18 protein-coding genes are annotated in these 22,557 nt (G+C 40.0%); 8 read left to right on the top strand and 10 right to left on the bottom strand.

Annotation, left to right across the window (positions count from 1 at the left end; all coding sequences use genetic code 11):
• The 3 genes from XEN7305_RS05890 to XEN7305_RS05900 form a co-directional block, all read left to right on the top strand.
• Window positions 1–204, top strand: a 204-nt coding sequence (locus XEN7305_RS05890; protein WP_006508446.1) for a zinc ribbon domain-containing protein, incomplete at its 5' end; no start/stop codon positions are given.
• 189 nt (window positions 205–393) lie between these two features.
• The gene (locus XEN7305_RS26435) at window positions 394–4,323 is read left to right on the top strand and encodes a filamentous hemagglutinin N-terminal domain-containing protein (protein ID WP_006508447.1); all 3,930 of its coding nucleotides are present in this window, start codon (window positions 394–396) and stop codon (window positions 4,321–4,323) included.
• Window positions 4,324–4,372: 49 nt separating this feature from the next.
• Complete coding sequence (locus XEN7305_RS05900; protein WP_006508448.1) at window positions 4,373–6,013, top strand: NAD(P)/FAD-dependent oxidoreductase; 1,641 nt, start codon at window positions 4,373–4,375, stop codon at window positions 6,011–6,013.
• Between the two features lie 106 nt (window positions 6,014–6,119).
• Here the strand turns inward: XEN7305_RS05900 and XEN7305_RS05905 are convergent, their stop codons facing one another.
• Window positions 6,120–7,475 carry a Fic family protein gene (locus tag XEN7305_RS05905; RefSeq protein WP_006508449.1) on the bottom strand — a complete coding sequence of 452 codons (1,356 nt, stop codon included), beginning with the start codon at window positions 7,473–7,475 and terminating at the stop codon, window positions 6,120–6,122.
• Between the two features lie 408 nt (window positions 7,476–7,883).
• Between XEN7305_RS05905 and XEN7305_RS05910 the strand changes: the two genes are divergently transcribed.
• Window positions 7,884–8,108 carry a hypothetical protein gene (locus XEN7305_RS05910; RefSeq protein WP_006508450.1) on the top strand — a complete coding sequence of 75 codons (225 nt, stop codon included), beginning with the start codon at window positions 7,884–7,886 and terminating at the stop codon, window positions 8,106–8,108.
• A gap of 193 nt (window positions 8,109–8,301) precedes the next feature.
• Window positions 8,302–10,026 (top strand): urease subunit alpha, encoded by a 1,725-nt coding sequence (gene ureC, locus XEN7305_RS05915; protein ID WP_006508451.1) that lies wholly within the window; start codon window positions 8,302–8,304, stop codon window positions 10,024–10,026.
• A gap of 190 nt (window positions 10,027–10,216) precedes the next feature.
• Here the strand turns inward: ureC and clpB are convergent, their stop codons facing one another.
• The gene (gene clpB / locus XEN7305_RS05920; protein ID WP_006508452.1) at window positions 10,217–12,832 is read right to left on the bottom strand and encodes an ATP-dependent chaperone ClpB; all 2,616 of its coding nucleotides are present in this window, start codon (window positions 12,830–12,832) and stop codon (window positions 10,217–10,219) included.
• A 354-nt stretch (window positions 12,833–13,186) separates the two neighbouring features.
• Here clpB and XEN7305_RS05925 point away from each other — a divergent pair, with 354 nt between their 5' ends.
• Entirely contained in the window at window positions 13,187–13,771 is a 585-nt protein-coding gene (locus XEN7305_RS05925) for a Uma2 family endonuclease (RefSeq protein WP_006508453.1), read from the top strand.
• Between the two features lie 58 nt (window positions 13,772–13,829).
• Here XEN7305_RS05925 and XEN7305_RS05930 read toward each other — a convergent pair whose 3' ends face one another.
• From XEN7305_RS05930 to XEN7305_RS05950, 6 genes are all read right to left on the bottom strand, one after another.
• Complete coding sequence (locus tag XEN7305_RS05930) at window positions 13,830–14,396, bottom strand: Uma2 family endonuclease (RefSeq protein ID WP_006508454.1); 567 nt, start codon at window positions 14,394–14,396, stop codon at window positions 13,830–13,832.
• Window positions 14,397–14,411: 15 nt separating this feature from the next.
• Window positions 14,412–14,561, bottom strand: a complete 150-nt coding sequence (locus XEN7305_RS28925; protein WP_006508455.1) for a hypothetical protein — start codon at window positions 14,559–14,561, stop codon at window positions 14,412–14,414.
• Window positions 14,562–14,588: 27 nt separating this feature from the next.
• On the bottom strand, window positions 14,589–15,092 hold the full coding sequence (locus XEN7305_RS05935) for a GNAT family N-acetyltransferase (RefSeq protein WP_006508456.1): 504 nt from the start codon (window positions 15,090–15,092) through the stop codon (window positions 14,589–14,591).
• Window positions 15,079–15,366, bottom strand: coding sequence for a DUF1778 domain-containing protein (locus XEN7305_RS05940; RefSeq protein WP_006508457.1), 288 nt, complete (start codon window positions 15,364–15,366; stop codon window positions 15,079–15,081). The genes XEN7305_RS05935 and XEN7305_RS05940 overlap by 14 nt, the downstream gene beginning before the upstream one ends.
• A gap of 260 nt (window positions 15,367–15,626) precedes the next feature.
• Entirely contained in the window at window positions 15,627–18,068 is a 2,442-nt protein-coding gene (locus XEN7305_RS05945; RefSeq protein WP_040896905.1) for a GH116 family glycosyl hydrolase, read from the bottom strand.
• 136 nt (window positions 18,069–18,204) lie between these two features.
• A complete protein-coding gene (locus XEN7305_RS05950) occupies window positions 18,205–19,086 on the bottom strand; it encodes a hypothetical protein (RefSeq protein ID WP_006508459.1) in 882 nt (293 codons plus the stop codon).
• 395 nt (window positions 19,087–19,481) lie between these two features.
• On the opposite strand from XEN7305_RS05950, the gene XEN7305_RS05955 reads away from it, so the two are divergent.
• Both XEN7305_RS05955 and XEN7305_RS05960 read left to right on the top strand, forming a co-directional pair.
• A complete protein-coding gene (locus XEN7305_RS05955; protein ID WP_006508460.1) occupies window positions 19,482–20,537 on the top strand; it encodes a M23 family metallopeptidase in 1,056 nt (351 codons plus the stop codon).
• A gap of 97 nt (window positions 20,538–20,634) precedes the next feature.
• Window positions 20,635–21,399, top strand: a complete 765-nt coding sequence (locus XEN7305_RS05960) for an HAD family hydrolase (protein WP_006508461.1) — start codon at window positions 20,635–20,637, stop codon at window positions 21,397–21,399.
• 174 nt (window positions 21,400–21,573) lie between these two features.
• Here the strand turns inward: XEN7305_RS05960 and XEN7305_RS05965 are convergent, their stop codons facing one another.
• A complete protein-coding gene (locus XEN7305_RS05965; protein WP_006508462.1) occupies window positions 21,574–21,807 on the bottom strand; it encodes a Nif11-like leader peptide family RiPP precursor in 234 nt (77 codons plus the stop codon).
• A 367-nt stretch (window positions 21,808–22,174) separates the two neighbouring features.
• A partial coding sequence (locus tag XEN7305_RS05970; RefSeq protein ID WP_006508464.1) for a transposase occupies window positions 22,175–22,557 on the bottom strand: 383 nt, incomplete at its 5' end.

The following is a 22,557-nucleotide window of genomic DNA, read 5'->3' on the forward strand; positions in this document are numbered from 1 at the left end:
GGACATAAAAAAGATAAACTTCCATTAAATATTAGAGTTTATCGATGTGATAGCTGTGACTGGATAGCAGATCGAGACTATTCAGCCAGTTTAAATTTACTAGGGTTAGCTGAACCCGATGTCATGCCTGTGGAGAAGCAAGAGCCGACTCTCTTTGATGAAGCAGGAACTAGAAGTAAAACAGTATTGTCCAATATTGTCTAACTTTGAGAAAGCGGATTAAATACAATATTGCAAAACTACAATTTCCCACTAACGAGCTTTACGCGATCGCAAATCTGATTGCGAACACTGGAAAATAATAGTGATCAACTTTATCGTAATTTTTGTATGTATAATTGCTGAGAACTAAATTACATTTATCGATCTAGTGGCTAGTGGGGCCGTCGCAAGATGAGACAAGGATTATCACTACTATTCTCTTTAGGCTGCTTTACTCTTGTTGAAGCTGTTTTCCTGAACTCAGTTGCGGCACAAGCAGTCACCCCTGATGGCACTACGAACACTAGGGTTGATGTTGAAGGGAATAATTTTACTATTGAACAGGGCGATCGCGCTGGGGGCAATTTATTTCATAGCTTTGGTGAATTTTCAGTTCCTAATGGTGGGTCAGCATTTTTTAATAATGCAGCGGATGTCGTCAATATTTTCTCCAGAGTTACGGGCGGCAATGTTTCCAGCATTGACGGGTTACTGGGTGCGCAGGGAACTGCGAATTTATTTTTGATCAACCCCGCAGGAATTATCTTTGGGGAAGGAGCAAGCCTAAATATTGGGGGTTCATTTTATGGAAGTACTGCTGATAGCATTTCATTTCCCGATGGGGAATTTAGCGCCACAGATTTAAATAATCCTCCTTTGTTAACTATTAATGCTCCTATTGGTTTGAGTTTTCGTGATGATCCTAGTCCGATAACAACGAATAATGCGGGCGGTATATCCAACTCTAATCTGAATTTAATAGGCGGTTCGATAAATGTAAATAGTAGATTATTAGGCGATAGAATTACCTTGGGAGGACTATCTGATGCAGGAATAGTTGGCATTACAATCGAGGGAGATTTAGAATTTCCCGAGGCGATTACTAAAGCTAACCTTTTCTTGGATAATAATGCCTTTTTGGGGGCATTTTCTACTGATGGAAGTATTAATCTCCAGGGAGATAATATTAGTTTAGACAATAGGAGTTTTATTATTGCAGGAGCGGAAAATGATATTAATTTTCAAGCTGACAACTCAATTTTGATTAACAATGGTAGTTTAATTATTTCTCAAGTTCTTGACGATCAGGGAAAAAATTCTGGAGATATCAATCTTAATGCCAAAGCACAAATATTATTAGACAATAGAAGTTCAATTATTAATCAAGTAGGTAACCAAAATATTGGTGATGCTATTGGTAATTCAGGAAATATTAATATCAGTGCTAATTCCTTAGAATTGAACAATAATTCTAGACTAAATGCCGAAACCAGAGGAGTTGGTGATGTTGGAGATATTAATATTAATGCTAGTAATTCAATCTCTGTTTTGGAAAACAGCCTGATTCAAAACAGTGTTAGGAGTAACGCGGTAGGTAATGCGGGGGATGTTAATCTCAATGCAGCACAAATCATTACTTTTAATGACAGTAATTTGTCCAATCGAGTGGAGGTTGATGCTGTAGGAGATGCTGGAAGCATCAACGTTAACACTAGTTCTTTATTTCTCAGAGATGGAACTATCGTGACAAATAGTAATTTTGGTTCAGGAAATGGTGGTGAAATTATTATTAACGCCGCAGAGAACGTAACGCTAGAGAACGATATTGAAAGACCAGAAACGGAAGATTTTAGTATTAATACAAGTAGATTTTTTACTGGTGTCACCGGAAATTCTTCTAGTCAGGGTGCCAGACTAGAAATTAATACCAAAAATTTTACGATGAGCGATCGCTCCTTTATTTTGGCGAATACTCAAGGACTAGGAAATGCTGGTGATGTTGAGATTAATGCTTCAGAGAAAATAACTTTTACGGGGACTAGTGAAATCTTTACGACAGTTGAAGCTGCTGCTACAGGAGACGGCGGAAATATTACATTAAATACCAAAATATTAGAGATTAATGATGGTTCTATTTTCTCTTTTGTCAGGGGTCGAGGCAATGCAGGGAATATAAATATTAATGCCTCAGAATCTCTGACCATTGACGCTAGTAATGACCCTGATTTTGCGACAACTCAGTTAAATGTTCAAGTGCAAGAAACTGGGGTTGGGAATGCGGGAAATATTGAAATCAATACAGGTAATTTTTCTGTTGCGGCAGGAGCTTTTATTCTTGCTAATACTAGGGGGCAAGGTAATTCTGGGGATATTATCATCAATGCAACTAATAATCTAACTTTAGATGGTGAAAGTCGAATTATTGCTCAAGTCGGACAAAATGTTGTGGGCAATGCAGGAAATATAGCTATTCAAGCTGAGAATATTTCCCTAAATAATAGTGAGATTCAAGCTCAGATAGGAGAGAGGGCTCAAGGGAATGCAGGCACTATTAATATTACAACCGGTAGCTTTTTTCTAGAAAATGAGTCGCGAATTATATCGAACACTCAAGGAACAGGAAATGCTGGGAATATAATTGTTAATGCAAGAGAAAACATAACTCTAATGGGTAAAAGTAGCATTATTGCTGAAGTTGGGGAAAACGGAGTGGGGAATGCAGGCAGAATTAATATTGCCGCAAATTCTGTTGATGTTACAGGAGATTCTAACCTAATTGCGAATACCCAAGGACAAGGCGATGCTGGTCGCGTGAGTATCACTGCACAAGATGCGGTCACGATCACAGGAGAAAGTAATATTTCTAGTCGTGTTAGAGAAACTGGGGTGGGTAATGCTGGAGGAATAAGCATAGCAGGCAATTCTATTGTAATAGACCAACAATCGATACTTGATGCGGGTACTGTTAATCAGGGAAATGGAAGAGACATCATAATCCAAGCTGAGGAAGCATTTATTTTAGATGACAAAAGTGGGATTCGTGCTGAAGTAGGTGCAAATGCAATGGGCAATGCAGGAAATATTAATATCACTGCAAATTCTATTGATATCAAAGGAGACTCTAACTTAATTGCTAATACACAAGGACAAGGAAATGCTGGCCGCGTGAATATCACGGCACAAGATACGGTCACAATTACAGAAGAAAGTAATATTTCTAGTCGTGTTAGAGAAACTGGGGTGGGAAATGCTGGGGGAATAATCATTACAGCAAATTCCTTTTCCCTTGAAGGAGGATCTATACTTGATTCTGGGACCGTCGGACAGGGAAACGGTAGTGAAATCTCAATTAACGCACCATCTGTGTTAGTAGGTGATAATTCAACATTAAAATCTGAGACCACGACAGAAGGAAATGCAGGGGGCATATCGATTAATCAGGCAGATGAGTTGAACATATCAAATGGCGGCAGATTGACAGTTAGAAGTACTGGAACTGGGAATGCCGGAAATATTCAAATCACGGCTCGTTCTCTAAATGTCAACCAAGGAGAGATTACCGCTGAGACAGCATCAGGCAATCTCGGCAATATTAATTTAACAATTAGCGAAGATATCACCCTGAGAGACAATAGCTTAATATCAGCTCGCGCCTCAGGAGATGCTAATGGGGGGAATATTGTTATTGAAGGAAATAACAACAGCAATAGCCGATTTATCATTGCTTTTCCTAGTAGTGGCAACGGAAATGATATTGTCGCCACCGCCGAAAGAGGAAATGGCGGAAATATTACAATCAGAGCCAGACAACTCTTTAACTTAAAAGAAGGAGAAGCGATAGACAGCAATGGCAACTTTATCTCCAATGACAGAAATGATATTGATGCTAGTTCTCAAGCAGACGGCTTAGATGGCACGATTTCTATCATCACTCCCGATGTTAATCCTCTGCAAACTGAGACTGAAGTACCCAGTAACCTAATCGAAACGGAACAAACTTTTGAGCAAGCCTGTCAGCGAGATCGCACTTCTGACCAACCCAGTGGTTTAACAGTTAAAGGAAAAGGTGGTGTTCCTCCTGAACCTACTGAACCTTTTGATTCTGAGACTCTTTTGATAGATGAACCAATAACCAATTCTCAGTTGCAAGCGCAATATCCAGAGATTAAACCTATCAAAACTAATGCTGGAGACATTTATCCAGCTAGAGGTGTGATGAAAACGGTCGATGGTAAAGTTATTTTGACTGCCTATGCGACAGATAATATCAACACTCGCACGCCGCACAATCCTAAAGTTTGCAGTCTTCCAACTCATGTGGAGTTGCAGGATAATCCTTGACTATTTCATAACAGCCATCTCCTAACCAACCCTAGACTCAATAACGAGTATGCTACGCCTCAAAGAAATTAAATTACCACTAGATCATCACGAATCAGCAATTCAGGATGTCATTCTCAAAAAGTTACACATTTCTGCCGCTGAATTAATACGCTATACCATTTTCAAACGTAGCTACGATGCCCGCAAAAAGGGAAAAATCATTCTGGTATATATCATTGATGTTGAGACAACCAAAGAAAAAAAACTACTTCAGCGGTTCAAAAAAGATTCCCATGTCTGTCTGACCCCTGATATGACCTATCACCTAGTTACTCAAGCATCCCAAGCTTCTGAGATGCGCCCCATTGTAGTTGGGACAGGGCCTTGTGGCATGTTTGCCGGACTGTTGCTCGCTCAAATGGGGTTTCGTCCTATTTTATTGGAACGGGGCAAATCAGTGCGCGATCGCAGTGTTGATACCTTTGGTTTTTGGCTCAAAAAACGACTCAATTCTGAGTCTAATGCTCAGTTCGGCGAAGGCGGGGCCGGGACCTTTTCCGACGGCAAACTCTATAGTCAGGTCAGAGACCCCAAATATTATGGTCGTAAAGTATTAACCGAGCTAGTAAATGCGGGAGCTGATCCGGAAATTCTTTATATCAATAAACCCCATATTGGCACCTATCGTTTGGTCAAAATCGTGCAGAATTTGCGAGCCACTATCGAGGGACTCGGCGGCGAGATTCGCTTTCAATGTCGAGTCGCAGATCTTGATATAAATCGCGGTCAGGTGCGCGGTGTAAGGTTAGCCGACGGGGAATATATTGCCAGCAATCATGTAGTTTTGGCAGTGGGTCATAGCGCTCGTGATACTTTCCAAATGCTCTGCGATCGCGATGTCTATATTGAGCCAAAACCCTTTTCTATCGGCTTCCGTATTGAGCATCCCCAATCATTGATTGATCAGTGCCGTTTTGGCGAACAGGCAGGTCACGATCGCTTAGGTTCCGCAGATTATAAATTAGTTCATCATTGTCAGAATGGTCGCTCTGTTTATAGTTTTTGCATGTGTCCTGGAGGGAAGGTTGTAGCCGCAGCCTCGGAACCAGGGAGATTAGTGACCAATGGCATGAGTGAATATGCCCGTGATGAGTCTAATGCTAATAGTGCAATTGTTGTGGGAATTACTCCCGAAGATTATCCTGATGGGCCATTAGCAGGCATTGCTTTGCAAAGAAATCTCGAAGAGCGAGCCTTTGCCCTGGGAGGTAGCACCTATGAAGCTCCAGCTCAATTAGTGGGAGATTTTCTCGCAGATCGACCTTCAGTGAAATTTGGTAAGGTTTATCCATCCTATAAGCCAGGCGTGAAATTGGGTGATTTAAATTCGAGTTTGCCAGATTATGCGATCGCAGCTATTCGAGAAGCGATTCCCGCATTTGATAAAAAGATCCCTGGGTTTGCCATGAATGATGCGATTTTGACAGGTGTTGAGACTAGAACATCATCGCCGATCCGCATTAAACGAAATGAAAATTACCAAAGTTTAAATACGGCGGGGCTCTATCCTGCGGGGGAAGGAGCTGGCTATGCTGGAGGAATTTTATCTGCGGGCATCGATGGTATTAAAGTCGCAGAAGCGGTCGCCTTAAGTATAGCTAGGGGGAATGGCGTTGCTGATTTAAAACATGAAAGAATTTTGGACTAATCTTCTTTCTTTGCGTCTTTGCGCCTTTGCGCGAAACGAATTCATATCTGGATTCAGCAACGCCGGGGGAATTAGTCTGGGAAAATCGCACTATCACCTAATGGCTTCAACTCATCTTTTCTTTTAAGCTAGCAGGAGCCACATAACGAACCATCCGACCTTTTTTACTGGTAGCTAAGATTAGCAAATCTAGGTCTGCCAATTTTTTCAAATAACTCCTAGCTGTATTTTCACTTATTCCTAAACTCAGAGAGACTTGCTTAGACGTAAATTCTTTTCCAGGCTCTTTTACTGCTTCTTTAAGAATTTCCAAATGCCCTCGTTTTAATTTCTTGGCAAGAGAACTTTTATCTATCCAGGTCACAAAATTAGATAATTCTCGCTTTTTGTTTTCGATATGGATTTGCAGCGCATTAATCGCTTTTACTATCACTTCTACTTGATGATAAATAAAATATGTGAGGTCAAAATCATCTGTTTCTGTATAAAGAAAAGCAGTATCGTAAGCACTACGTTTTTCTTGAATCAGTTTACTAATCGAAACATATTCAAATAGCCAATAGCCAGCCCTCAGCATAAACCAATAAAAAATCGCTCTTGCTGTTCTGCCATTACCATCACCAAAGGGATGAATATATCCAATCATAAAATGCAGGATAATCGCTTTAATAATGGGATGAGTAAAATTATGAAAATTCTGACTACTATGACATTCATTGGCAAAAAGACAAAGATTGTTTAACCTCTCCTCTAAAGTTTCCCAACTTGGCGGCTGATAATAATTTTCATTCAATTGATCTGCAATATAAATGTTGTCATCCTGTCTCAATTTTCCTGGAATTGCTTGGTTTTCAATAGCTTTATCAGTAGCAATACTATGTAATTCTAAAATCATCTCAATCGATAATTCTTCGTCTTGCCTAGCTAAAACCTCCTTCATCAGCAGAAAATTATTGACAATCATCTGTTCAGATTTGTTTTTAGGGGGCAGATTATTTTCGAGTATTTTCTTGGCAACTTTTCTCGTGGTAGAAGCACCTTCAAGTTGCGATGAGGTGATAGCTTCCTCCATCATGAGACTTTTCACCAAATAACGATCTTTCTCTGCTTGGCTAGATACGATAAATGTACTGTTACTAAGAGAATGCCCACCAGCTGTCATGGTGTCGATACTATGTAACTGAGCTAGTAGAGAATCGGGAATGCAATAACTAAAACAACGTTCACTTTTAGCTTTAAGTAATGGTAGTTTTTTCGCGATCGCCCTTCGAGAAATTTTAGTTGCAACCCAAGCGGCTTCTGGATCATCGCCTTTATCCACTCTCCATTGAAACTGATCCCAATGCAGATAACGACCTTTAAGATCAATAGCCTTGTATTTGTCTATTAAATTAAACCATTGTTCTCCACCAATATTTTTAATTAAGCTTGATAAGAGCTGTGGTTTTCTAATTCTTCCCATGATTATAGTTTTTTAACTCAATTTTATGTTTTTGAGTTTTAACAGAGCTAATTTAGCAACTAGTGTTGCTCAACGTAAGTTTATAGAAGTAAAAATACAAAAGCTGAAACGCCTATAAGTTTTGTAATGAGAGGGTACTAGCTATGGCAAACACAGTGTCTTCTTATGACAAGCCAATCATAACGCAATTTATGATTTTTGCGTTTCTCTTATTAAAGACATGAATTTAAAGCTTAGTAAAAAGGAGCTCAGATAAATTGCTGTAAGGTTAGACAATTCACCCCTGGAAAAAGTTTGTGGCATTTTGGCGACTTATATTTTGCTATCTGCGATTGGATTAGATGTAGATATAGTTGTTGAACTAACACTAGTATTCATGTACTTAAACTAATGGAGTGATTATTACAGATGAAGATTTTGGATATTCAGAACCTGGACATATTTGAAGACATATCTAATGTAGAGGGTCAAAGTCTTAATGGACAAGATGGTAGTTCCTCTACCACAATCACAGGAAACGGATTTGGATTTGCTTTTGGTTCTTCTCCCTTTGGTTTTTTTGGATCTTTTGGATCTCCCTTGGGATTTGGGTCTCCTGTTCTCACCAGCCCTTTTCCTTCCTCACCTTTTTAATATTTGAGATGATTTTATACTAGCATTGTAAGGGTTTTTTAAAATATTAGGTCATTGTTAATTTAGGTTATCAATGACTTTATTTTTGGTAAATTAAGCAAAAACTCCGATCATAATCAGAATTTAATCCTGCGTAAGGCCTAAAATTGTCTTAATCTACTATTTATTAGGTGAATATATAGGAATTAATATTATGAGTTATCGTATGGATCGTCGCGCTTATGCAGATACCTATGGCCCCACAACAGGCGATCGCGTAAGATTAGCCGACACAGAATTATTTATTGAAGTCGAACGAGATTACACAACCTATGGCGATGAAGTCAAATTTGGTGGGGGCAAAGTAATTCGTGATGGCATGGGACAATCACCCATAACCCGAGCAGATGGCGCAGTAGATATGGTAATCACTAATGCCTTAATCCTTGATTGGTGGGGCATTGTCAAAGCCGATGTCGGCATCAAAGACGGCAAAATTTTCAAGATTGGCAAAGCAGGAAATCCCTATATCCAAGACAATGTCGATATTATTATTGGCCCATCTACTGAGGCCGTTGCTGGGGAAGGAATGATTCTTACCGCCGGTGGCATTGACAGTCACATTCATTTTATTTGCCCTCAACAAATCGAAACTGCGATCGCGTCGGGAATCACCACTATGATCGGTGGTGGTACAGGCCCCGCAACAGGAACTAATGCCACAACTTGCACTCCTGGAGCTTGGAATATTTGGCGCATGTTGCAAGCGGCTGATGCTTTCCCCATGAATCTCGGTTTTTTGGGCAAGGGCAATAGCGCCCAACCCGAAGGATTAATCGAGCAAGTAAAAGCAGGAGCGATGGGTCTAAAACTCCATGAAGATTGGGGTACAACTCCCGCAACTATCGATACTTGTCTAACTGTGGCCGATCAATATGATGTGCAAGTGGCAATTCACACCGATACTCTTAATGAAGCTGGTTTCGTTGAAAATACGATCGCCGCGTTTAAAGATCGAGTAATTCACACCTATCATACTGAAGGTGCGGGAGGGGGACATGCTCCAGATATTATCAAGGTTTGTGGCTTGAGCAATGTTTTACCTTCTTCGACCAATCCAACCCGTCCTTTTACTGTTAATACTTTAGAGGAACATCTCGATATGTTGATGGTTTGTCACCATCTAGATAAAAGCATTCCTGAAGATGTCGCTTTTGCTGAATCCCGAATTCGTAAAGAAACCATTGCTGCTGAAGATATTCTCCATGATTTGGGAGCATTTAGCATGATTGCCTCCGATTCCCAAGCAATGGGCAGAGTAGGAGAAGTCATAATTCGCACCTGGCAAACTGCCCATAAAATGAAAGTTCAAAGAGGTGTGCTGCCCTCCCCTGTAGGAGAGGGGTCGGGGGAGAGGTCAGATAACTTCCGCGCTAAACGCTATATTGCCAAATATACAATTAATCCCGCGATCGCCCACGGAATTGCCAATCATGTTGGCTCGATAGAAGAAGGAAAACTTGCTGATCTCTGTCTTTGGAAACCTGCTTTCTTTGGCGTAAAACCAGAACTGGTAATCAAGGGTGGTGAGATCGCCTATGCTCAGATGGGAGACCCGAATGCCAGTATTCCTACTCCTGAACCCGTACATATGCGTCCGATGTTTGGGAGTTTTGGCGGTGCGATCGCGGCAACTTCTTTAACCTTTGTTTCTCAAGCGAGTTTAGAAGCGGGAATCCCCGAACAAATTGGCTTAACAAATATGATCGCAGCAGTTGGCAATACTCGTAATCTGAGCAAAGCCGATTTGAAGTTAAATGAAGCAACGCCCCATCTTGAAGTTAACCCTGAAACCTATGAGGTAAGAGCTGATGGCGAACTTCTGACCTGCGAACCGGCGACCGAGTTACCAATGGCTCAACGTTATTTTCTGTTTTAATACGGGAACAGGGAACGGGGAACGGGGAACAATAATTTAACTAATTACCTTTCCCCTTTGCCTTATAATAACCTGTGTTTATAGACGTAAGATCATTTTTAATTCCCTTTGCGTCTTTGCCCAGAACACGGAGCTGGGTAAACGTCTTTGCGCGAGATGCGCCCATTACACTTTAGAACGCGACTTAGTATTAAGCCAACATCTCAACTGATAATCGTTTGAAAGTTAATCTTTCATCTTCAACATCCACAAAAATAGTATCGCCGCCTTGGAATTCTCCCCGCAAAATCGCTTTCGCGATCGCAGTTTCCAAGTATCTTTGAATGGCTCGCTTTAACGGTCTGGCTCCATAAACAGGGTCATAACCCAATTCTGAGAGGAAATCGACTGCGGCATCGGATAACTTCAAAGCTAATTTTTGTTCGGCCAGACGTTTTTCTAGAGCTTGAACTTGCAGTTTAACAATCGGTTGTAATTGTTCTTTCGTTAAACTATGGAAGATAATAATTTCATCGATACGGTTGAGAAATTCGGGGCGGAAACTATCTTGCATGGCACCCATCACGCGCGATCGCATTTCTTCGTATTTGCTATCATCACCCGCCACATCGAGAATATGCTGTGAACCGATATTACTAGTCATAATAATAATCGAGTTTTTGAAATCCACAGTTCTGCCCTGAGAATCGGTGAGTCGGCCATCATCAAGAATTTGCAACATAATATTAAACACATCACCATGAGCCTTTTCAATCTCATCAAACAAGATGACAGAATAGGGACGACGGCGAATTGCTTCGGTAAGTTGGCCTCCTTCTTCGTAACCGACATATCCTGGAGGCGCTCCGACAAGACGGGATACATTATGTTTTTCCATATATTCCGACATATCAATCCGCACCAAGGCATCTTCGGAGTCAAACAAATTTTTGGCTAAAGCTTTAGCTAATTCGGTTTTACCCACTCCTGTTGGCCCGAGGAAAATGAAGCTGGCAGTAGGACGGTCTGGATCAGCTAAGCCCGCACGCGATCGCTGAATCGCATCAGCTACCGCAGTCACCGCTTCTGATTGCCCGATAACTCGCTCGTGCAATTCATCTTCGAGTAGGAGTATTTTGTCTTTTTCTGATTGGACTAATTTATTTAAGGGAATCCCTGTCCATTTAGAGATGATTTCAGCGATATCAGATTCTGTGACCTCTTCTCGCAGTAGATTGCGCCCAGTGGATTGGGTTTCTTCTAGCTTGCTTTCAATCTCCTTGATCTGACGTTGCAGGTCGGTGAGTTTCCCATAACGTAATTCCGCAGCTTTATTGAGATCATAATCTCTTTCTGCCTGCTGAATTTCGAGATTCACACGATCAATTTCCTCTTTAAAGTTATTCAGTTTGCCGATTACGTCTTTTTCAGCTTGCCATTGAGCATTGAGCTCAGACTGTTCCTCTTTAAGATTGGCTAATTCTTTTTCCAAACGTTCCAATCTTTCTTGGGACAACTTATCTGCTTCTTTTTGCAAAGATAACCGTTCCATCTCCAGTTGCAGAATTTTGCGATCAATTTCATCCAACTCTTCCGGCTTGGAAGTAATCTCCATTTTCAGCTTAGCTGCTGCTTCGTCCACCAAGTCGATCGCCTTATCGGGTAAAAAGCGATCGCTGATATAACGAGTAGAGAGAGTTGCGGCTGCTACCACCGCAGTGTCGGAAATTTTCACCCCATGATGAACTTCATAACGCTCTTTCAAGCCTCGCAAAATAGAAATTGTATCAACAACATTTGGTTCATCAACCAGTACCGATTGAAAACGTCTTTCTAAAGCGGCATCTTTTTCGATATATTTGCGATATTCATCTAAGGTAGTCGCTCCAATGCAGCGCAATTCACCTCTGGCTAACATTGGTTTGAGCAAATTACCGGCATCCATCGAGCCCTGGGTGGCACCTGCACCAACCACGGTATGGATCTCATCGATGAACATGATGATGTTGCCTTCGGATTCGGTAACTTCTTTGAGGACAGCTTTGAGTCGTTCTTCAAATTCCCCACGATATTTGGCTCCTGCGATGAGCGCACCCATATCCAGAGCGACTAGTTTGCGATCGCGTAGGGATTCGGGAACATCTCGATTGACAATCCTTTGGGCTAAGCCTTCGACGATAGCAGTTTTACCCACTCCAGGTTCGCCAATCAAAACAGGATTATTTTTCGTACGACGGGATAATATTTGAATAGTGCGGCGAATTTCTTCGTCTCTACCGATGACGGGATCGAGCTTACCTTTCTTGGCTAATTCGGTTAATTCTCGACCGTATTTTTCTAATGCTTGATATTTGCCTTCGGGATTTTGATCGGTCACTTTTTGATTCCCCCGCACTTGTTTAACAATCTCCTTAAGTTTTTTTTCTGTTAGGTTAAATTCTCGAAATATATCCTTCCCAATGCGATCGTCTTTGGCATAGGATAATATGAGATGCTCGATCGAGATATATTCATCTTCAAATTCTTTACGAAATTTCTCTGAGCGATCCAACAGGCGATCGAGACTGCGCCCCAAATAAATGGAGTCTCCAAGATTCTTGACTTTGGCTTGACTATCAATAAAGCGATCTACTTTATCGCGTACTTGGGAAACGCTAATGTCTGCTTTGTTGAGGATACTAGTTGTTAGTCCTTCTTCTTCCAATAATGCTTTTAGTAGATGTTCGCTTTCAATTTGTTGGTGCTTATTTTGTTTGGCAATATCTGCTGTTTTAACAACGGCTTGCCATGCTTTTTCTGTGAATTGTTGAGGATTAGTTGGTTGCATTTTCAGTTATCAGTTATCAATGAACAGTTATCAGTGTTTTACTTAATTTGTATATAATTATCTGTGTGAATATATAGCAAAAATTTTCATTTAAAGACTTATTTTATGCTTAAGCTCAGCAAGGATAATAGTCGGAACCTAACAGGAAACAAGTGTTTAGATATTGACTTTTGATTGTCAGCTTGAATTTATTGTAGCGAAGCTTACATCCTGAGCTAGTAAGGATAACTCTACTTGGTTGTATATGGTTTACCTCAAAAGCCTATGGAGAGTGATGAGACAAAAATTCTAGACAAGACTGGTGCTAGGCTTTAGGCAGTAAGTTTTAGGTGGTAGATTTATCGCAAGAAGACCATGATCCAAGTTAAGCCTCGATTTCAGAGCTTTGAAGAGTATCTATCCTACGACGATGGAACAGATAAGCTTTATGAAATATTCAACGGAGAGTTACTCGAAGTGCCCCCAGAATCTGGCAGAAATGTAGAAATTGCGACATTCTTGCTGCTCCAATTTGTTTCGCTATTAGGCTATCGGAGAGTTAGAGGTCATGGATTGGAACTGGAAGTACAAGGCGAACCAAGAAACCGTTATCCTGATCTGACAATTATTCGGGAAGAACATATTCAGCAACTGGCAAAGCGCAATACTCTGCGTCTGACTATGGCTCCCCCATTACTAGTAGTTGAGGTTGTCAGTCCAGGAGAATTACAACGCAACCGCGACTATATTGCTAAGCGATCGCAGTATCAAGATTGCGGAATTCCTGAATATTGGATTGTCGATCCTGATGGGCAAACAGTACTAGTATTAGAACTTACAGGAAAATATTACTCTGAAGTGGGCAAATTTTCTGGTCAGGAGCAAGTCTTATCACCGCAGTTTGGTGAATTGAACTTAACGGCAGAGCAAATCTTTGTCTCGGCGAATGAGAAGGAATAGTTAGGCGATCGCGCATCCATTTTCTCTCGATCTGAATACTTGTGACAAGTCAATCAATTTATAATGTGAAAATATCTTCATAAATATCTTGCATGGTCAAAGTTAACCCCACAGAATCTAATTGCAAATTATCATCCTGATCTAAAGTTTCTACATTCCATATTCCTTGATTACTTTTGCGATATACTTCTAATCTGATTTCACTTTGAGAAACTAAAATATATTCTTGCAAACTATCCAAAGTCTGATAATTAAGTCTTTTTTCTCTTTTGTCTATTGCCTCTGTCCCAGGGGAGAGAACTTCGATAATTAAACAAGGATAATCAAGAAAAAAACGTTCTTGATCATCACTATTACAAGTAACAACCACATCAGGATAGTAAAAAATATCTGCTTTATCTTGGAGGGGAATTTTTACTTTCATATCGGCCACAAAAGCAGTACAATCACTTCCTCTAACGTGAAAACGTAAAAGAGAAGCAATATTAAGACAAATTTGATTATGTTCTCTGCTGCCACCAGCCATTGCAAAAATTTGTCCGCCTATATATTCATGGCGATTTTGACTAGTTTGTTCTGCTGTTAGATATTCTTCTACTGCTAAATAGGGTACTGGTATTGCCATGATTTGCCTCTAAGCTCAAAATAATATTTTCTGATCATTATTTCTCTGCGTCTGCTTTCTCATCTTTTCCGTTAAACTACTGAATAGCTTTTCTTCTATTTGCACTGTCATATTTCTGACTCCTGATTTCGCGATCAGACGAAGTCTGGCGCTGCGAGATCGCATTAATTAAATTTTAAAAAGATGATTTCTTCAAATAATTTGTCTGATTGTAGCCAGAGGCAAAAACATTTCTAGCGGACTATCTTCTAAACTTGCAAAACTGTAACGATTATAATATTGCTTTGCCCTCTCATCTTTAGCATCAACGAATAAACCCATAACCCCTGCATTATTATCGGTAATAATTACGGCTCTTTTCATTGCTTCTATCATTAAAATTTTACCAATTCCTTTGCCTTGCCAATTTATATTAACAGCGAGTCTTGACAATTTAACACCGGGGACAGTTAAAGGATATTTTTTAGCTAGTGAAGGAGGAAGCTTTGCACTGCGAACCTCACATAATGACAAAGTGAAAAAACCAATAATTACTTTCGGTTTTTCGCTAGCTGTATCTGTTAAAACAAAAGTGCGAGAAATTCCTTTTTGGTTATGCTGTCGTGCTGTTCGTTGTAAATATTGATTTAAATATTCATTACTACAATTAAAATCAGCACGGTTATGCGTTTTATCTAATAGTTCAATGATCTTCACAAAAAAAGGCTTGGTGTTGTTCTGCTGCTTGCTTTAAATTTTCATTTGGGGCAGGAGGATTTTCTAGGAGTGAAAATACAGTTTCCGCATCTTTTTCTGATAAATGAATTATTCGTTCTGCTTCTAATATCTGTTGGGCTTCTTTTAATGCGGCTTGAACTATAAATTGATTGAGAGTTGCGCCAGTAATACTAGCAGCTTGCTCTAGAGTATTTTTGACATTTTGGGGGATTCTCGTAGTAACCCGATCATCTTTTTTAGCAGTATTTGACATAGCAAAATTTAAGATTCATATTTCCATACTATAGCAATGGTGACAAAATGACACCGTAAACTATAGATATGTATTTTTTCATCTGAGATATACTATTGATGCTCCCAAATGGCCTCTTCAAAATTAGTTTCTAGTGAGTGTTATGATAAGCAAAAACTTTTTTTAATAAAAATCTATATAACAACCCAATAAATCCCTTTGCGCCTTTGCGACTTTGCGCGAGATATAACGAATCAATCTTCCTGCGTCTCTGCGCGAAATTACTTCCAATCATTCAAAACACCATAAACACCCCAAATAGCCATCGCTCTTAAATAATGACTCGCCCGAAAAGTCCCCACGGCAGTAATCGCTTCGGGGGTCCGAAACTGTAAACCATTCTCATATACCTGCCTCACCACAGTTTCTGTTAACCTAAAAGCCTCATCCTTCATACCCATTTGCACCATAAAAGCTGCCAGTCCAAAATTAATTCCTGTCCAAACTTCCAGAGGATGAGTATCATCAGGATTCACTGCACTACCATCAGGTAACACCCCATTAGCTGCCCCAAATTTACCATCATGAAACTTGAGGAAACAAGCATCATATATCTTACTTAAAGCAGATTTCGTATATTGATTTTCCACCACATCAGGTAAACCCAAAAGTCTGGCATAAAACTGCCCACAAAGTTGATCTGCCATCACAACCTCGGAATTACTCTTACTATCAAGACGGTAATATTCACCGTTCCACAAAGTATCGTGATAAAGTTCGCGCGATCGCTGCAACCATTCCCGATAATCACTAATTGTCTTTTCAATCCCTTGGGGAAAATCTGCGGTTTGCAATTCAGGATTTTTAGTAGGATTAGCAATTAAAATCTCGCCAATTTTGATCGCAGCTTCTAGGGCAGCAATCCATAAACCGCCGCAATAGGAACTAATACCCTGTAATCGCCAATCATCAAAAGTTTGATCTGGCGCGCCAGAATTTTCGGGAATGCCGTCATTGTCCTCATCAAATTCTTTTAAATATGCCAAAGTGCAAACCACACTGTCCCAACATTCCCAAAGAAACTCGGTGTTATCTCCCTCTGTAAACAGATAATCTCGATAGACTTGCAAGACAAAATCACTGGGTAAATCTTTCCACTGGTTGCAATCTTGATAGGAAGTATAGTTTGTGGCTTCCCAAGGATGTTCATTGGGTGCCCCAAGGTCATGAGGTGTAGCCCCGGCGGCCTTTCTGATTGCTGTGGCACCGTTATAGCCAATAATTCTTGGTTTATCATCGCTTTTGGGAATAGCTCGAGCGAAGGCTTCTAGTACGGCTTTATCAAGCTTCGACCATAACATCATCAACCCAAAAGAACCGTATAAACGCACATCGAGACTTTCATACCAACGGTAATCCATGCATTCGCAAACGCAGAATTGCCCTACGGGATCGCTTTCTGTCGCAGCACTCCAGAGGGTTCCACCTTGAGTAAGTAAATAAAGCTCGTTAAACAATGCCATCTTAAACCAATCTGGCAAATCTGGGCGCTCTAAGATTGGGTTTTGCCAAGCTTCTATCTGTTCTCGCCACCAATCACTATGCTTTAAAGCTGTCTTAACAATACTCCAAACATTATTGCCTGTACGGCCAAAAAAGTCTGTATAACGACGATAATAGTTGATTCCTTGGGCAAACTCGGTAACAGGAAAATCCCAAGCCAAAATAAAGGGTATTTTCTTGGTTTTACCTGGTGGGATAGTTACTCGAACTGCGATCGCACAAGCAATCTGTTCCCCAGGATCAGCTGGGGTTTCATCTTCTTTATCGGGCAAAGAACCATCTGCGGCAAAGGAGTCCCAAACCTCACTCCCATCTCCTTCTGGATTCCAACGACTAAGGTAAAATACTTCGACTGCTGGATTTGCCACAGTCGCGATCGCGATTTGCCCCTCTCCTTCTTGAATCTCACTATGAGGCTGAACGCGATTCAGGATGCAACCTACCCGATAACTATCCTGTATCCATTGATTATAATTGCCTGTGCTATCACCCCATTTCGGTTGATACTCATATTCTGGACTGCCATCATCTCTCACTTTCACCTCAGGAGACTTGATTGCATTGGTAAACCAACCAACAGTATTTTGCCAGGTCAGCATAATACTCAGCGTAATTGGCTTATCGGTCGGGTTATGAGCCGTCCAGTCAAAGATCGCAACAGGATAACTTGTTTCTTGATAATTCTCTTTCCAAATCGGCGAAAACTGCTCGCAAGTCAGCTCCGAGGCAAACACGCCTTGATACTCATACCAACTCCGAGGATACAGAGCAGCATAGACTCCTTGCTCCTGGGGATACCAATTCCATCTCGATAAGCTCTCTTCCCTATCTCCCCATTTCCCAATCTCCCCATCATCTTCGCAGGCCATAGCAAACGCCTGAGTCTCCCCACCGGCAACCGACTCAAAAACACTAAACTGACAAGCGGGAATAGAATTCAAAAGATGTTCTCCCCCATCCAAATGCCAAAGGTTAAAATCTCCTTTCGGCGATCGCCCAATACATCCCGCACCAAATCCACCCAAAGGCGCACCGTGCCAAGGGCCGTCATCTAAATTGCTGGCGTAGCGAACAGTATATGGTTTGTCCCATCCTTTACCAATAGAACGTTTCCAAGCAGAATTAGGAATCTGGGGGTGAGGCATTTGGAAAGCTGTCATAAATAAATTTAAAAACTAGCTGATTTTTTAGCTATGAGCCAGTGTTGAAACCAACTCCCTCAACAACTATAGATGCTGCAATTGCAGTTGCCCACTTTATCCCAAATATTCATTTTTTAAGAGCTTAATACTATCTCTAAAATGCCTCAGCAGCTCGCATTGTAAAGGATTTAGCCAAAGTGCTATAGGCAGCAGGATGGCCAGCAAAATATCCAGACAGATAATACCGGGGAGGTTCGTAATGCTGTTCGGCAGTAAAAGGCTCTAAAAAGCGATCGCCAACTAAATCTTTCCTGACAAAAAAAGCATTGGCACCTGATAGGTTGCAACCAACAAGATAATATCCTTCTAACTTAACTTCTAGGAACTTCAATGAGACACCAAAACAATCATCTTTTTCCCAGGAATGTGTTTCATCATAGTCCATACAATACATTATTGGTGGGGAGAACTTGGCATTATACTCAACGACAATTACCCTGGGGCTAACACAAGTGATGGCATTCAAGACATGATAGTCATTGCCATCAATATCTACTGATAGTAGATCAACTTCCTGCGATTTTATCTTGTCAGAGATCAACTTATTGATATTGTCCCTAGTAATAAAAGATTCAACAACTTGTAATTGCTTATTTTCTATAATCTGGTCATAATACTTCCTGATTTTTTTGATATTTTTTGTGGAAGCATCAATCCAGAGACCTTGCCAGTCTTCAAACAATAGAGCAAGGCTATTATTTTCCAAGCCATTGCCAATGCCAAACTCAATGAAGATCTTATTCGTTGTGCCAATTCTGTTAAATATCTCACGAATTATGCCATCCTCATCACTCTGAGAATAGATTTTGTCTCCAAAGGGAATCAAATTCTTAGGGTCTTGATATCGCCTATGCTCTCTGAGATGGTCAATTTCTTGAAGAATAGGTAGCTGCTGAAAACGGTCTTTAATGATTCGCTGGTATTTCCGTTCTAGGGCTTGAGATTTAATCCATCCCCTTAGGTTACTAAATGGCATGCAAGTATCTTCAACTCAATAGCTAATATAGTTTTGGAGTCAGAATATTGAGAAATCCTGTCCCAGCAAAATATTACACCAAAGCGGAAGTTAAAAACTAAGCACTTAAGCACAAAAAAAGAAGCACATAAAATGTACTCCTTAAATATATTACCGAGTTGATAGTGATGCAATCTTTAAATTTACAGTCACCAATAATTATTTTTTCATAGATTTTTAGGACAAACAGCAACTTCACCAAACATTTGCAATCAAGAAACCTAATTGACATGAATGGGCAAATTATTTTCTAGTAAAGACTGTTTTCGCAAGTAAATGTTAGGTTTTAAGCAACAAAATAGATTAAAACTTTTGCCCAGATATTTGCCTAAGTACTTGTACTCAAGATACTAAAGATGCCAAACCAGACAAAAAATCTTTTCATCGTCTTAATTAGTCTAACTCTAACTCTGTTCATTGGCTGTTTCAACTCATCAAGCCTCACTCATAGCTCAACATCATCAAATTTATCCAATACAGAATCAAAACATATTGCCTCATCAGCACAATTGCCCAACTTTGCTTTACCCATAGATTGTAATCTTGAGCAAGACTGTTTTATTATGCATTACGTTGATCGTGATCCTAGTTCAAAAGCTATTGACTTTGGTTGTGGCAGACAGACTTACGATGGGCATAAAGGAACTGATTTTGGGATTTCTGACTTAGCAGTCATGAAAACTGGGGTTCCCGTACTAGCAACTGCATCAGGAACAGTCCTGAGAGTTAGAGACTGGATGACCGACGCACTAGTGGACAGTCCGGAGAAAAAGCAGGCCATCAAAAATAGAGAATGTGGGAATGGTTTAGTAATTGATCATGGAAATGGTTGGGAAACTCAATATTGTCACCTACGTCGGGGCAGTGTCATCGTTGAGCCCAATGAACAAGTAGAAAAAGGGGCTATCTTGGGCATGGTTGGAGCTTCAGGGTTAGCATCTTTTCCCCATATTCACTTGAATGTTCGCAAAGATGGGCAAATTATAGATCCTTTTGTGGGGGTTAATTCTAGTCCTGGCTGCAATCAGCCTCTGAATTCTTTATGGTCAGAACCCCTAGATTACAAGCCCACAGGTTTGATGAGCGCAGGATTTGCCCCCAAACAGCCGACTCAAACTGAAATATGGTCAGGATTATACAAAGAGACTCAATTATCAGCAGATATTCCTATTTTGGCATTTTGGGTTCATGCCTATGGGGTATTGAGCGGAGACGTTGAAAAATGGACATTAATAGCACCGAATGGAAAAGTTGTTTATAACGAAGATGGAGCTTTGGAGCGTTCCTATCGTAGCTGGTTAGCTTATATAGGAAAACGCAAAATTTTTCCTGGCGTTTGGCAAGGGAAATATCAATTATGGAGAGATCAGTCTTTGATTTTTGAGGTTAACAGAGAAGTTTTAGTGAACTAATTAAGTAATAAGTAATAAGTAATAAGTAATAAATGAATAGGCATTATTCAGGCAAAAAAATATTGAGAAAGTTAATAATTACAAGGTACTAATTTTTATGCTCCCAAGATTACTGGCATTAGACTTTGATGGTGTTATTTGTGATGGTTTGCGAGAATATTTTGTGACCACACAGAAGACCTATCACCAAATTTGGCAGGAAGATTCTGTCGCCATGACAGATGGATTTGCTGAGGTTTTTTCGCAACTTCGACCTGTAATTGAAACTGGTTGGGAAATGCCTGTTTTATTGCGATCGCTTGTTTTGGGAATTACTCCAGAAGATATCCTGTCCCAGTGGCATTTGCTCCGCGAACAAATAGTTACCAAAGAAGATTTGGACAAAAAATTCCTCAGCAATGCTCTAGACAGCACTAGAGACAATTGGATTAATAATGATTTGGATAATTGGCTAAGCCTACACCGTTTTTATCCTGGGATTTTGAGTAAACTGCAATACATCATTAATTCTGATTGTCATTTTTATATCGTGACCACCAAAGAAGGAAGATTCGTCAAGCGATTATTAGGGCAGCAGGGAATAACGTTACCAGCTGATAATATTATTGGCAAAGAATGCAAAAGACCTAAATACGAAACCCTAAGATTATTACGAGATAAGATTGCTGAATCAGATCTTAGTATTTGGTTTATCGAAGATCGTTTAAAAACTTTGGAGTTAGTTAGACAACAATCTGATTTATCAAAAGTACAATTATTCCTTGCCGATTGGGGATACAACACTGCACCAGAAAGAGAGCGCGCGCAACAACATCCTGAAATAAAACTAATATCTTTAGCCGAGTTCACCAAGACTTATTAAAAAAACAAAATAATTTATTTTTCTAGCTTGAGCAATGTTACGGCAAAAAGCGCCCCCTTAAAAAAGGAGACGCTTCTAACAAAATCATATATTCAGTCAACGAAACTAACTCCTTTAAAACTACTAGTTTCAAACTAGATGCCTTGTAGTTTAGTTACGAGTTCTTCAACTTTTTTATTTTGGGAAAAGATGTCGCCTCGGTGGGATACCTGGATTAAAAATACCTGCCACCTCCTCATCAGACAACTTATTGAGTTGAGTCTCTAAATCCTTGACGGTGAGGGCATAACCTCTAGCTGAAGCTAGACGAATGAAAGCTTCTGGATCACTAAAGGCTTTCTGTCTTTCTTGTTGAGCGGAGGCTTTCTCTATTTTTTTATAGATTCGAGCAGCATTTTGTTGAGCCATGATTGTTACTCCTTTTGCAAGGACAAATTTTTGTTGCTGTTGTTCTAACTTTTCACATTTCCAGATTACATAAGTAAAAGTTATTTTTGATACACTTTATTATAGATCATAATTATTCTATAACTAAAGTTTTTTAAATTTATCCTATACATAAACTTTGTCTAACCTTAATTTTGCATGATTTTTTCTCTGGAAGTACCTTTATTTGAGATCAAGCCAATGAATGTTTACAAGAAATTAAATAAGATGATCGCTGAAAATCAAAGTTTACTGGTTGTCGAACTAGATCCTAAACCTAAGAGTTTACCTAGTTTAGAGAATCGGTCAATAGCGAAGAGAGGTCAGCTGATTGATGACTTATATCAATTTAGAAAATACCCGAGACACATAAGGCCTGTAAAATTGAATCCCGCCCAGTAAGAGAGGCGACAATGGGTCGAGTTAATTGGCGGATCTGAAATTCAATTGCGCTAGTCAATTCCTCTAAATCAGTCCACAATTGCCAAGCAAGTTGATCTTTAATAAATTTCCACAAACGTTCAATAGGATTTAATTCTGGAGCATAAGGAGGTTGAAACAATAATTGAATATTGCCAGGAACTGTGATGTCTCCGGCAGTGTGAGCTCCTGAATTGTCTAATTGAATAATGTGCATTTGCTGAGGATATTGCTGGCTAAAATAATTCAGAAAAGCCTCGAAACAAATACTATCAAGATGAGAAAATTCCCATAGAAAAGATTCTCCACTGA

The organism is Xenococcus sp. PCC 7305 (genome assembly GCF_000332055.1).
Taxonomy (GTDB): Bacteria; Cyanobacteriota; Cyanobacteriia; order Cyanobacteriales; family Xenococcaceae; genus Xenococcus.

Bases quoted from the DNA above. Each gene is read 5' to 3' on its own strand.
- XEN7305_RS26435 (WP_006508447.1), top strand. From the start codon at position 394: ATGAGACAAGGATTATCACTACTATTCTCTTTAGGCTGCTTTACTCTT.
- XEN7305_RS05900 (WP_006508448.1), top strand. From the start codon at position 4,373: ATGCTACGCCTCAAAGAAATTAAATTACCACTAGATCATCACGAATCA.
- XEN7305_RS05905 (WP_006508449.1), bottom strand. From the start codon at position 7,475: ATGGGAAGAATTAGAAAACCACAGCTCTTATCAAGCTTAATTAAAAAT.
- XEN7305_RS05910 (WP_006508450.1), top strand. From the start codon at position 7,884: ATGAAGATTTTGGATATTCAGAACCTGGACATATTTGAAGACATATCT.
- ureC (WP_006508451.1), top strand. From the start codon at position 8,302: ATGAGTTATCGTATGGATCGTCGCGCTTATGCAGATACCTATGGCCCC.
- clpB (WP_006508452.1), bottom strand. From the start codon at position 12,832: ATGCAACCAACTAATCCTCAACAATTCACAGAAAAAGCATGGCAAGCC.
- XEN7305_RS05925 (WP_006508453.1), top strand. From the start codon at position 13,187: ATGATCCAAGTTAAGCCTCGATTTCAGAGCTTTGAAGAGTATCTATCC.
- XEN7305_RS05930 (WP_006508454.1), bottom strand. From the start codon at position 14,396: ATGGCAATACCAGTACCCTATTTAGCAGTAGAAGAATATCTAACAGCA.
- XEN7305_RS28925 (WP_006508455.1), bottom strand. From the start codon at position 14,561: ATGCGATCTCGCAGCGCCAGACTTCGTCTGATCGCGAAATCAGGAGTC.
- XEN7305_RS05940 (WP_006508457.1), bottom strand. From the start codon at position 15,366: ATGTCAAATACTGCTAAAAAAGATGATCGGGTTACTACGAGAATCCCC.
- XEN7305_RS05945 (WP_040896905.1), bottom strand. From the start codon at position 18,068: ATGACAGCTTTCCAAATGCCTCACCCCCAGATTCCTAATTCTGCTTGG.
- XEN7305_RS05950 (WP_006508459.1), bottom strand. From the start codon at position 19,086: ATGCCATTTAGTAACCTAAGGGGATGGATTAAATCTCAAGCCCTAGAA.
- XEN7305_RS05955 (WP_006508460.1), top strand. From the start codon at position 19,482: ATGCCAAACCAGACAAAAAATCTTTTCATCGTCTTAATTAGTCTAACT.
- XEN7305_RS05960 (WP_006508461.1), top strand. From the start codon at position 20,635: ATGCTCCCAAGATTACTGGCATTAGACTTTGATGGTGTTATTTGTGAT.
- XEN7305_RS05965 (WP_006508462.1), bottom strand. From the start codon at position 21,807: ATGGCTCAACAAAATGCTGCTCGAATCTATAAAAAAATAGAGAAAGCC.